We start from the raw sequence: 12,627 nt of genomic DNA, 5'->3' as shown, positions 1-12,627 counted from the left end.
CAAGGCATTCTGCAAGGAAATAACATTATTAGTTTTAGCTCACCCAGATTTATAACTGTTTTTTAGCAGCACCTTCTAACTTGTACTGAAAAACTGCACCACGATTTGCAGATCTTGGTCGTTGCTGTGAACTCGGGCATAACCAATTTTCATTGCAGACTTCCTTTTACTTTTTATTAAAAATTTAGTTTAAGCGATAACACTACACGAAAGCTTTCACAATAATTTGTAGAGCTTTTCGCGTTTCAATCTTACCTACTAAGATGCACCATCCAGAACATAACTGGATGTTTTGGGAATCCAAGATTTAAAGAGTCACACAAATATTTAATCGAATGTTTAGTTTCACTTTCCAGTAGATGGTGATTAACTGATGAAGTTTCGGCGAGTGGGGAAATACTAGGGATAGAATTCTTACTTTAACATATTGGTTTGCTTTTTTATTCAAGCAAAAGCTTTTTCAAGCTACTAGCCCCAAAAGTCTCTAGTTAATTTGTCCATTACGAATTACCAGTGGCTTATTATTGTCATGATTTTATACATTGTGTAATAGATTTATACATCTCGGTTTATTTCATTGAGTGATTATTGTTGGTTGGCTATGATTCGATACAGGCTTTCTGCCAACCTACTGAAAATTAAATGGAGTTGTAACTAATGATTACAGATCAAATAGGGAAGAACATAAAATCACTTAGAGAGGGAAGAAAAATGTCCCAGAAGGATTTGGCCAATAAAATAAATGTCGCACGCCCCGTAATATCAAATTGGGAAAATGGTAAAAATGAACCATCGTCAAGTCAATTAATAAAATTGGCACAGACGTTCGAAAGGTCCACGGATGAAATACTAGGAATCGCTACAGATTCACAGAAATTGGTTGTGGTTGATACTTCTGCTCTTATTAAACGGCCAAATTTTTTATCGGATTTGTTGACAACGTTTGATGAAGTAATCGTGCCTGATATCGTTATCTCAGAACTAAATAACTTGAAAGATCGTGGTAAACCAGCAGTAAAGCAGAAAGCCTGGTTGGTTATGAGTTCGGTTAATAACATTAAAGATCGCCTAACAATTTCTAAAAACCACAAGAACGATGGTAATAATGATGAAAAAATTGCAGATGTGGCGATAAGGCGAGCAAGAGCTAAGCCCAACAATGAAGTATATTTACTATCGGATGATATATATTTTCAATTTTTGTGTAAGGGAGTGAAAAACTTATCGTCAATAACCCCTCAGACTTATGCCCAGCAGTTTGCAAATATTGATACCGAATTTGATCCAGTAAAAACGATAGAGTTTGTTTCTCTCATTAAAAGCTGCAAGTTAGAAGACATAAAAACTTACGACTTAGAAGGTGTCGATGTTAATTTTCATAATCCAGATGATGGTTTTACTCCATTGATTACAGCAGTAAGAAGTCGAAACCAGGAGATTCTGAAATACATTTTATCATTACCTAATATCGATGTTGATAAGCAGGATAAGTATAAATACAATTTTTCTCCTGTTCATCATGCTACCCAGTTAAAAAATCTATCCATGATAAAACTCTTAGCTGAACATGGTGCTGATATTGACCTAGGGAGTGGCGCAAAAAATGCGGGCAATACACCTTTGATGATCTCAGCATGGAGCGGGTTTAATTTAGGCGTTGATTTTTTCTTAGATAATGGTGCTTGCGTTAATCAACAAGATAGCAATGGCTATACCGCCTTATTTAAAGCATGTATTAAAAATTACGAGAAAATTATCAGTAAGCTAGTTCCCTTAACTGATTTAACTATTCGTTGTAGGAAAAATAAACAAGCCGCAGATTACCTTAATCCAAAGAAGATAAATCATCAAACAGTTACATTACTTTTTAAGGATAGAAAATGATTGATAGAGCATGCATTTCATTAGGTGAAAGGTGCAATTTAAAGTGTGCATATTGCCACTTCCACAACGAAGATAATGGAAAGTTAAGTGGTTTACCTCAAGAGTTTAATACTGGTGAGTTGAAAAGTATTATTGATGCTATTCATCGTTATGCAAAAATAAGTGGCATTGATACTTTTAAAATAGGCATCGTTGGATCAGGAGAACCACTTTTACAGTACCGTAAGATAAAAGACCTTATTCAATATGTACTACAACAGGGAATTGAGAACTTACAGTTTTATACGATAACGAATGGCACAATTTTGAATAAAGACATTCTTGATTTTTTCTATAGAAATCAGAGCTTGATCAAGCTTTGCTTTTCGGTAGACGGTTATGAAGAACTGCATAATGTTGGTCGAGAAAAGTTCGATGAGGTCTATAAAGGAGTAAAAAAATATGAAGAAAAATTTAAAGAGAAACCGCCCATTAATTGCACCGTCCATCAAGAGACGCTCAAAAATCAGGTGAAACTTTTTGAGTTTTTAACTGATGAAAACTTTAAAGATGTGACTTTCTCTCGCCTTTTTGATTCTCACGATCAAAGTTTAGTGGTTACTGAACCAGAATATAAAGACTTACTTGAATTTTTTAAAGGAAGCCAGTTTGAAGTTAGGCAACTGGATGAAAATAAGAAGAAAAAATATGACTGCACTATGTATGGGAGTCTTTGTGGAGTAGGTCGAACGAATATTTTTATCACTAAAAGAGGGATTTATCCATGTGGCAGATTTTATGGTAATGAAGATTACAATTATGGGCCATTTGATATGGAGTTATCTGAGTTAGAGGCATTGATGAGAAAAATGAAACCTTTGAAAGATGGCGAGTGTTACTTTGATAAGTATGTAGGATTAAAAGCTGATGAAAATAGCAATATATGGCACGTCGAGATCCGGTAAAGATTACCAAATCAGTCATATCATTTCTTATCTTAATGAGAATGATGTAAGTGCAATTCATATTCCGGGTTCGACAAAATTAAATGAACTTGCTGATGAGATATATGGAAGTAAGTTTAAAGAGCTGTCCGATGATAAAAAGCATCACTTGCGTGAAGAGTTTATTAATTTGATCAGCGATTTCGATGCTGAATACGAAGTAGTTTTCGTTGATGGTCACTTTGCTTTTCCTAGTGATGTTAAGCAAGGTGGTTTTGAGATTGTTTTTACTGAGTCAGATAAAAATTGTTATGACCACTTCTTTTATTTGGATACGGATTCAGAGTTAATTATTGAAAACTCAAGACAAAGTGTCGGTGATAAAAAAAATACAGACATCCAAACTCAAGACATAGAAGCATGGAAGGCTTTTGAAATAAGCGCTATGCAAACTATGTGTTCAAGCTTAAACAAAGAGTTGGTTATATTGGATGAAGATACTCAAAGTTGTGTTGAGTTCGTGTTATCTTGGGTTAAATGCTTTAGACAGAATTATGACTATCAAAGCATAGCCAAAGACCTAGTAAGAAAGCTATTATCAGAAGTTGAAATCACAGATATATCTGAGGTTTTAGCCATTGATTGCGATAATACTTTTGCTACTAATGATACGACTTATGACTATTGTAGTTATCTAGAGATAGATGCAAAAATATTGAAACAAATATTTGTGGGTGATCGTTATTCAAGTTATCAATTCTTTAAAGCTAACAAATTGTATACTCAATTTAATAAGCAGCAGAGAGCGGAGGCGTCTTTATTTGCAAAGGAAAAAATCAAAATTAGCGCTGACATAGAGCGGGTTGTTGAAAACCAGAGATATTCATTTGTTATTGCTTTAACTTCAGGATTAACTGAAATTTGGCAACCTAAAATCGAAGAGCTTGGTTCGATAAAAATTCTCTATGGAAATACATCTAATATTCAATCGCCTTATTTTGTCACACCTCTTTTTAAGAAATTTTTTGTTGAAGAAATAAGAAATCATAATATCAAAGTCACTTCGATTGGAGACTCTATCATTGATGTCCCAATGCTCGAAAGCTCTGATATTGGACTTATAGTAGCTCACAGAAAAATAAATAAGGCTGTAATGGAATACTTGAAACAAAATAATCAATCTAGTATTGCCCAGTTGTTTGCGAAAGACTGGCATTACCCCGTAAAACAAATTTCTGGAGTTAGTTAGAATGAGTGTAACTGTACTAGAAACTAAATTTTCTCCAGAAAATAAAGCGTTAATTGAGCATTGTAAAAGTCGCTCAAAAACTACTGGCTATAAATTAAGAGAGGCTCATTTTAATCTTGGACAAGCTTCAGCAGAAAATTTAGTAAAAACTGATTATTTGAATCAAAAACACTTTTCTGTTCTTGTCATGATGAGAGCAGGCTTAAACTTTGCTCTAGGTATCAGTGATATGTTAGAGAAAATGGGCAAATTGGTGGATATTCATTTCCTAAATAATGATCTTGTTACTGATGATATTTTAACGTCAATCAAAGGAAAACAAGTTCTGATCGTTGATGCGGTTATAAACTCAGGTAAAAGTATTCTCAGTGTTACTAACCAATTGCCTGAAGTTGAAAGGAAAAAAAGTATGGTCTTTACAACGGTGATGCCCTCTAGCTCAGTCGAGTTATTACCTGGCTTGAAAATATTTACTGTAAGGTTGTCAGATAATAAATACACTGGCGCAAAGGTATCTAAAATACAGGGGAATATCGGGCCTGATACTGGAGATAGGTTATTCGGAACGTTATAACGACTATTACATGCCATATTTGATATTCTTGTCGATAGTTGAAGTTTCTACTAGCTTTCGGTTTTTGAGACTTTGTAGTTAACCGTACGAGACGATTTTTCCAAAGAGTCAAAAAATGACACAGCATTAGCTGTGTTCATTTTTTGCAAGCAACCAAAAAAAATTAACCCACCTTAGCAAAGTGCTTTTCGAGATAACATTTAGCGCGCATGGCTATGTGGCTACTGACCTTTCTGGCAAGTTCTATTACTAATAATTCAAGTTGTTCACGGCTACAGCCAAGTATTACACAGCGCTTAAGTTGCTCACTAACTAAGCTGCTGGCATCGTCTAACGCAAATAATGCACCTAAAGAGGCAAGCTCAAACACGGCGTTGTTTTGCTGCTCTTTGTCAAAAGGCAGCTGACCCAATGTCAGTGCGGTTTTTAGTTGCTGTTCTGTGCGTTTGATAAGCAGCGAATTTGAACCTTGAATATCATCAAGCGAGTTTAAAATATCTAGCGCCAACAATGCTTTTGGCATCCCAGAATACACACTAATATGCGGTAAAATATCACACAACTCTTGCATTGATATGCCATCATTCAATGCGTGCTGACATGCTCGTTTTAACAAAGGCTTGTCATGAACGGTTACCAAAGCAGCGATCGCGACAAACACAAATAGATCCGTGTTATTTGGGTTCATAATTTCTCTTTTGATTTTAGGTATTGAATATATTGAAGTTTTGTAGCAGTGGCTGATTACATAGAGTATGTAATCGAAAAATTGAAAATACATTATGGTCGATGATGGCGGTTTCTGCTTGCCATAAATGATGTAATTTTTGCCTAAAGCAACGAACTGTTACCTTAAATGGTCCTAACTTCAAATTACGGTGATACACTTAATGGAGTATTTATTAGAGGTAATCTAAATGCGTCAGGCATTATTAGAAGCAGTGAAAGCGATAGCGGTTGCAGATGGTAGTTTTGAAACAGCTATTCCAGAGTTATTGGTGTTCAGACGAAGCGAAGTTTCATTGCCGATGGCCTGCGTGTATGAATTAGGACTGGGCATTAGCTTGCAAGGCGCAAAGCGAGTGGTACTAGGTGAGCATAGTTATGATTACACTGACGGCCAATCACTCGTGACCTCAGTCGATGTGCCTGTTGCCTCAAATATTACTCGTGCTAGTAAAGAGCAGCCATTTTACGGCTTATATCTACGCTTAGATGCTCATGAAATAAGCCATATTGTTGCTGAAATGGAGTTTGCAGGGCAAGATAAGTTCCCTAAACATCAAGCTATGTCGGTGGTTGATACTGATAACGGCTTACTTGATGCTTTACTTAGGCTTATTCAACTCGACAATGAGCCACATTTAAAAGCTAATCTTGCGCCACTAATTAAAAAAGAAATCATATTGCGTTTATTAAATAGTCCGCATAGCCCTTATTTAAGACAGATTGTGATGTCTGGCTCTGCCCATCAAAAAATCGCCAAAACCTTATGTTGGTTAAAAGAAAACTTTACCAGTCAATTTTCAATCGATGATTTGGCTCGTGATGCACACATGAGCCCGTCAACATTCAGGCTGCATTTTCGTGATGTAGTAAAAATGAGCCCATTGCAATACGTAAAAAACTTACGATTGCAGGCGGCAAGGCAATTAATGCTAAATGAGCGAATAGATGTAGGCTCTGCTGCTTTAAAAGTGGGTTACGAGAGTCCATCCCAGTTTAGCCGCGAGTACACTCGCTTTTTTGGTAAGCCACCGATAAAAGATATTTCAGCACTGCGCTTACAACAAATAGCATAAAAAAGGGAGCGCATGGCTCCCTTGTATTTAAAATCGTTTTTTCGGCACTCTTAGTTGCGAGTCAAACTCATCGGGGAATAAAATCGTGCCATCATCCTCGTCAGTTGGGAATACAGCAATCAGTAAGTCATCTTGTTCAAGGCCGGGCGTCCAGCGGCTTAACCAATCTTTTACTGGAATCGCTTTGGGCTCGCAATCTTGCCATTCACCGGTTGCCCAGCTTTGTGCAAACTCGCGGCTAGGCCATACAGGAACACAGTCGTCGTCTTCGTTAGAGAGCATGACACAGCCATGTTCATCATTGAGGATCCACACTTGTTTAAACTCTTGAACCGTTTCAAACATATAAGCGAGTCGTTTCTTTGCGCCTAAGGCGAGTACAGCATCAAACTCAGTTTCAACACGTTTAGCAGTTGCATTATTCATGACAGGCTCACTCTTTTAGTTATACACAGCTACACCTTAATCATAAGGTGATAAATAAATATGACAAGTAAAGTTAATAGCTAAATTAATTTACTAATGCAGCGAATAGATCGTCAGCAAGTTGTTGCAGAGATTTTGGATCTTGATTTGTTAGTGCATAGGTACGAATACCGTATATACCCATTACTAAAAAGCGCGCCAACTGTTGAGCTGGCTTGCTACTTTTAAATTCGTTGTTATCAAGGGCTTTTTGAATTTGTTCGGCGAGTGCATTCTCGTAGGCATTAAGGTTACCACGCAGCACACTGCAAATTTGTGGGTCGTTGCCTTCAACCTCAGAAATACTTTTTGTAAGCAAACATACCTTGGCAACTTCACCTTCAATACATTCATCAACAATCACAGTTAAGTAATGCTTGAGGGTCGATAAAATTGATTGTTGGTCATTAAAAAGGGCAGTAAATTGTTGGTTTCTGTCTTTTTGATACTGCTCAGTAGCGGCTAAAAATAAGCCTTTTTTGTTGCCATAAGCCGCGTAAATAGAGCCCGGATGAAGATGAGTCACTTCTTTTAATTTTTGCATACTGGTCTTCGCATAGCCATATTGCATAAAGGCATGCATGGCTTGGCGTAGTACAAATTCAGTATCAAATTCAGCAGTTCTCATTAAAGCTCCTCACGGTATATAATACCAATCCGCAATAATACTTAGTCATTTTGAGGGATTAAACCTGTCGCTACCCGCGTTAAAAATTTCTGATTTAGAACAACTAAATAACGAAATTTTTGCCTTGTTATCAACGAGGTTTTCTTGCCTCAAAATAGACCACTTAATTAAGCGAATTGGTATAAACGAAGTTTACGTAATCTTGAACGAATATTCAAAATAAACCTTGAAGTGTGTATGTTTCGCCCTTATCTTGAATGTATGTTCAAGATAAGGATAAAACTATGACAACCGATTTACTTTCTCCATTTAAACTAAACGACAGTATTGAGCTGCAAAACCGTGTACTAATGGCCCCACTTACACGCTGTATGAGCGACGATAACCTCGTTCCAACCCAAGCGATGGTTGATTATTATGCGCGCCGTGCCGATGCCGGTTTAATTATTAGCGAAGCAACGATTATTCGCCCAGATGCTCAAGGTTACCCAAATACACCGGGTCTATTTACCAGTGAACAAATTCAAGGTTGGAAGAAAGTGACCGATGCTGTGCACGCGAAAGGCGGCAAAATGTTTGCTCAGCTTTGGCACGTAGGTCGTGTTGCTCATCCTCACTTTTTTGGTGGTGATGTACTGGCACCATCAGCAATTGGTGTAGAGGGTTCGGTACCAAGAATGCGCGAGTTAACTTACGTGACACCAAAAGCTGCAACCATCGAAGACATCCAAGGTTTAATTGCTGACTACGCAAAAGCGGCTGAAAATGCAATTGAAGCGGGTTTTGACGGCGTTGAAATTCATGGTGCGAATGGTTACTTGATTGATCAATTCTTACACTTTGCTGCCAATCAACGTGAAGACCAATACGGTCAAACACCAGAAAACATGTCACGTTTTGCTCTTGAAGTTGTTGATGCTGTAGTGGCAGCCATTGGTGCAGATAAAACAGCATTACGCTTATCGCCAGGTGCGTATTTTAATATGACTGAAAGCGACGGTGATAAAGCAGTATTTGATTATCTATTACCAGCACTTGAAACACGTAACCTTGCGTACCTACATGTTGGTATCTTTGATGACAGCATGCGCTTTGCAAGTTTAGGTAATAAGTCGGCGTCTGAATATATGCGTGGTGCTTATAAAGGTACCTTGGTAGGGGTAGGTAGCTATAGCTTTGAAACAGCAAATCAAGCTATCGATAACAACCAATTTGATTTAATTGCGATTGGTCGCCCATTCATTGCGAACCCAGATTACATCAGTAAAGTTAAAAATGGTGAAGCGTTAACACCATATAGCGAAGAAATGCTGGCTGAGTTGATTTAAGCAAATCTAATAATATTGTCCAACCAACAAGCGCCCAGTTAATTTAACTGGGCGTTTTTTCTAATACTTTCTTATATATTAAACAGTTAAGTCTTAAATCTGCCATGAAAATGCATTAATTGTTTAACTGTTGTGTCAAAAATTTTGACCCTAAATGTAATACACGCTCTGCATACTGTGCCCGCTTTTATATACGTAACCTTGGAAAAACAATGAGCACAGTAACTAAAAAAACAAAACTAAGCCTTGTAATCGCAACGCTTTTAGCAACATCGGCAAATGCAAACACCAATAACGAAATTGAAGAAATTACCGTTGTTGCAAAGCCAACCAGTTATGCAAATAACGTCATTGAACCTGCCATGCTTGAGCAACAAAGTTCAGTATCAAGTGTGTTAGCCGTGATTGATAACTTACCGGGTATTAGCATCAACGAAGGTGATGCATTTGGTGGTGACGATTGGTCAACCACCATTACTATGCGTGGCTTTAGTATCGATGGTAATCAACAGCAATTAGGTATGACGATTGATGGTATTCCTAATGGCGGTTCTAACTATGGTGGCGGCGCAAAAGCAAACCGTTATCTTGACAGCGAAAACTTAGCAACGGTTGAAGTAGGGCAAGGTACGTCTGATATTGCCTCTGCATCACTCGAAGCGCTAGGCGGTACATTTAATTTTGTGAGTGTACAACCGAGTACTGAGCAAAGCACCACGTTTGCTTATACAACGGGCGATCACAATGCTAGCCGTTACTTTGTTAAACATGAAACCGGCACAGTGTTTGATAACACGCAAGCCTATATTAGCTATTCGCAAACAGACACTAGCCGCTGGATTGGCGATGGCAGCAATGGTGGTAAAGACAACCAGCACATCGAAGCTAAGTTTGTGTCAGATTTTAGCGATTTAACCGTAACGGGTCGTGTTTCGTATGATGATGTTCACGAAATTAACTATAACAGCATCAGCATTAGTGAGTTTGAACAAAACCCTGATTGGGATCGTTTAACTTGGAATTGGACTGGCGTGCCGCATTTTGATCAAATGTTTGCTGAGGGCTGGGGTACACTGCGTGAAAATACCCTTGCGTATGTAAAGTTTGATTACGCATTAGGTGCCACTTCAAACTTAAGCTTGTCGCCTTACTACCATAAAAACTCGGGTCGTGGTGATTGGATCCCGCCTTATTTAACGTCACCGGTTGATGGCGATGGTAACCCAACAACAATTGGTGGTGAAAACGCAGGCAGCTATGGCTTTACAGATAGCGACGGTAATCCACTTGCACCAGCTGCAGGTTGTACGGCAAGTTTAGAGTGGCCATGGTCATCTGGCCCCGGCTTAAACCCAGCCTGTTACCCAGATGATGCCATTCCGGTTATGTCGTATCGTCATACTCACTACAAAAAAGACCGCTTAGGTATGACCGGTGAGTACCAAGTAACGCTTGGCAATCATGATATTGAAGCCGGCTTTTGGTTTGAACAAACAGACCGTGATGAATCACGTGACTGGCATAAAGTTATTGATGCCCGTGTCTATCATCATTTTGACCAATCACCTTATTGGACACAGTACAAGAACACGTTTGAAACAGATACATTCAAATGGTACGTGCAAGACTCAATCAGTTTAGGCGATTTCACACTTAATTTAGGTGCTAAACAGTATCTTGTTGAACTGCAGCGTTATAACCATTTTGAAGATGAATATTCAGATAAAATCGACAGTGATTCAGACGTACTATTCAGCGGCGGTGTGTTGTATCAGCTATCTGCAAGCACAGAGTTATTTACCAGCTACAGCGAAAACTTTGCGGCAATTAAAGACGGCGTACTTGAACGCGATTCATCAACATTGACCGAAATTGAACCTGAAACAGCTGAAAACATCGACCTAGGTGTGCGTTACAGTGATGACCGTTTACGTTTAACGGCAACCGCTTACAGCATCGAATTTGATAACCGTATTACCTTTATTGCTCCGGGCAGTGATACCGATGGTATTGACTACACGATTGGCACGAACGGTTCTTACATCAACGTTGGTGGTATAGAGTCAACGGGTGTGGAGCTTTCTGCAAGCTATATGCTGACTGACAAATGGAACCTTTACACATCGTATACGTACAATAACTCTGAGTATCAATCGAACGATCCAAGTGCTTACAACAGCGAGGGTGAGCTACTTGAGGATGCATCAGCCAGCTTTAAAGCGGGTGATGAAGTGATTGACTCAGCACAAGATTTATTTGTGGTATCGGCAGACTACTACAGTGGTGATTTCCGCTTTGGTTTATCGGCTAAATACACAGGTGAGCGTTTAGGTGCATGGACTGATGAACAAACCCGTTCGCGTAACGAGGTTGATGGTTACACCTTGGTTGATTTAAACATTGGTTATAACACCAGTCTTGATTCAGGTGTGTTTAAATCAATCGACCTTGCATTTGTGGTGAATAACCTGTTTGATAAATCATATCTCGCAGGTGGCACAGGTAATGGCTCTACCTACTTTATTGGTGCACCACGTACCGCAGCTTTAACACTTACAGCGCAGTTTTAAGTAATAAGCTAACGTTTTAAATAGCCCATCGTTGATGGGCTTTTTTGCAGGTGAAATATGAAAAAATTAATTTTAGCCACGGCGGTGGTAGCGGCATCACTATTAAGCTCAAACAGTAAAGCTGCTGACAATGTTGTGCTCGTTACTCTTGATGGCCTTCGCTGGCAAGAAGTGTTCTCTGGTGCAGATAAAAACCTAATCGATAACACTGATTTTGTTGCAGATACAGATGAACTAAAGGCGCTTTTTTGGCGAGATGACCAAGCACAGCGAACTCAAGCGTTAATGCCATTTTTTAGTGAAACATTGGCAAAGCAAGGCGTTTTGATTGGCGATAGAACGCAAGGCTCATTGATGTCGGTAAGCAACCCGTGGTATTTCTCATACCCAGGTTACAGTGAAATTTTAACCGGTATGGTAGATGAAAATATCGATAGTAACGATAAAGTGCCGAACCCCAATAAAACCATTTTAGAGAGTTTAAATACTCAGCCAGAGTTTAAAGATAAAACCGCACTTTTTGGTAGCTGGGATGTGTTTCCCTATATTGTAAATCGTGAGCGCAGTGGGGTTTATGTTAATGCTGGCTTTGAAGCTTTTGATGCAGTGAAGTCAGCCGAAGTGACTCTGCTAAACCAAATGCAAAGCGAGATCCCAAGTCCTTGGCACAATGTTCGCCTCGACAGCTTTACCTACCGATTTGCCAAACAATATTTATTAAATAAACAGCCGCGTTTGCTTGTTATTAGCTTGGGTGAAACCGATGACTTTGCTCATAACGGTAAATATGATGCCTACTTAAAATCGGCTAAACAAAGTGATGCGTTTATTCGTGACCTTTGGCAAACAATTCAACAAACACCGGGCTATAAAGACAATACCACATTGATCATTACCACTGATCATGGCCGTGGCAGCCATGCTGATGATTGGCAGCATCATAGTTCGAAGCGTGCTCTGGCACGTTCAGAGCAAGCTATTAAGCACTTTCCAAATGGTATTGTTGGCTCTGAACACATTTGGCTAGCAGCCATCGGCCCAGATATAAAAGCAAAGGGCTTAATAAAGCCAAGCAATGAGCTTAAACAAGCGCAAGTAGCGGCAACTGTGCTGAGCATTTTAGGTGTAAACAGTCAGCAAGTTAATCCGAAAATGGCGGCGCCGATTAAGGAGATTTTAAAATGAGTTTAACGCTTAGTTTTTT

11 protein-coding genes are annotated in these 12,627 nt (G+C 38.8%); 8 read left to right on the top strand and 3 right to left on the bottom strand.

Annotation, left to right across the window (positions count from 1 at the left end; translation table 11 throughout):
• The first annotated feature begins 657 nt into the window (after window positions 1-657).
• From QL229_RS04540 to QL229_RS04525, 4 genes are read left to right on the top strand one after another with little or no spacing between them, the layout of a single operon-like run.
• Window positions 658-1,884, top strand: a complete 1,227-nt coding sequence (locus tag QL229_RS04540; RefSeq protein ID WP_138557134.1) for an ankyrin repeat domain-containing protein — start codon at window positions 658-660, stop codon at window positions 1,882-1,884.
• Entirely contained in the window at window positions 1,881-2,828 is a 948-nt protein-coding gene (locus QL229_RS04535; protein WP_138557135.1) for a radical SAM protein, read from the top strand. The genes QL229_RS04540 and QL229_RS04535 overlap by 4 nt, the downstream gene beginning before the upstream one ends.
• Window positions 2,791-4,056 carry an AAA family ATPase gene (locus QL229_RS04530; RefSeq protein ID WP_138557136.1) on the top strand — a complete coding sequence of 422 codons (1,266 nt, stop codon included), beginning with the start codon at window positions 2,791-2,793 and terminating at the stop codon, window positions 4,054-4,056. Before QL229_RS04535 ends, QL229_RS04530 begins: the two co-directional genes overlap by 38 nt.
• Before the next feature lies 1 nt (window position 4,057).
• Window positions 4,058-4,630, top strand: coding sequence for a uracil phosphoribosyltransferase (locus tag QL229_RS04525; protein ID WP_138557137.1), 573 nt, complete (start codon window positions 4,058-4,060; stop codon window positions 4,628-4,630).
• 163 nt (window positions 4,631-4,793) lie between these two features.
• Here QL229_RS04525 and QL229_RS04520 read toward each other — a convergent pair whose 3' ends face one another.
• Window positions 4,794-5,318: a hypothetical protein gene (locus tag QL229_RS04520; protein WP_138557138.1), complete on the bottom strand. Its 525-nt coding sequence runs from the start codon at window positions 5,316-5,318 to the stop codon at window positions 4,794-4,796.
• A 229-nt stretch (window positions 5,319-5,547) separates the two neighbouring features.
• On the opposite strand from QL229_RS04520, the gene QL229_RS04515 reads away from it, so the two are divergent.
• Window positions 5,548-6,432, top strand: a complete 885-nt coding sequence (locus tag QL229_RS04515) for an AraC family transcriptional regulator (RefSeq protein ID WP_138557139.1) — start codon at window positions 5,548-5,550, stop codon at window positions 6,430-6,432.
• Window positions 6,433-6,459: 27 nt separating this feature from the next.
• On the opposite strand, the gene QL229_RS04510 is transcribed toward QL229_RS04515, so the two are convergent.
• Together QL229_RS04510 and QL229_RS04505 are read right to left on the bottom strand one after the other, a co-directional pair.
• A complete protein-coding gene (locus QL229_RS04510) occupies window positions 6,460-6,858 on the bottom strand; it encodes a DUF2750 domain-containing protein (RefSeq protein ID WP_138557140.1) in 399 nt (132 codons plus the stop codon).
• Between the two features lie 85 nt (window positions 6,859-6,943).
• A complete protein-coding gene (locus QL229_RS04505) occupies window positions 6,944-7,525 on the bottom strand; it encodes a TetR/AcrR family transcriptional regulator (protein WP_138557141.1) in 582 nt (193 codons plus the stop codon).
• 284 nt (window positions 7,526-7,809) lie between these two features.
• Between QL229_RS04505 and QL229_RS04500 the strand changes: the two genes are divergently transcribed.
• The 3 genes from QL229_RS04500 (at window position 7,810) to QL229_RS04490 (ending at window position 12,608) form a co-directional block, all read left to right on the top strand.
• On the top strand, window positions 7,810-8,853 hold the full coding sequence (locus QL229_RS04500) for an alkene reductase (RefSeq protein WP_138557142.1): 1,044 nt from the start codon (window positions 7,810-7,812) through the stop codon (window positions 8,851-8,853).
• A 212-nt stretch (window positions 8,854-9,065) separates the two neighbouring features.
• Complete coding sequence (locus tag QL229_RS04495; protein WP_281546505.1) at window positions 9,066-11,423, top strand: TonB-dependent receptor; 2,358 nt, start codon at window positions 9,066-9,068, stop codon at window positions 11,421-11,423.
• 57 nt (window positions 11,424-11,480) lie between these two features.
• Window positions 11,481-12,608 (top strand): alkaline phosphatase family protein, encoded by a 1,128-nt coding sequence (locus QL229_RS04490; protein WP_138557144.1) that lies wholly within the window; start codon window positions 11,481-11,483, stop codon window positions 12,606-12,608.
• The last annotated feature ends 19 nt before the right edge of the window (window positions 12,609-12,627 follow it).

Origin of the sequence: Pseudoalteromonas sp. PAR1, from assembly GCF_947311895.1 — a bacterium.
Lineage (GTDB): Bacteria > Pseudomonadota > Gammaproteobacteria > Enterobacterales > Alteromonadaceae > Pseudoalteromonas > Pseudoalteromonas lipolytica_C.
The sequence above is the reverse complement of the archived record's forward strand: the minus strand, read 5'-3'. Positions and strand labels throughout refer to the sequence as shown.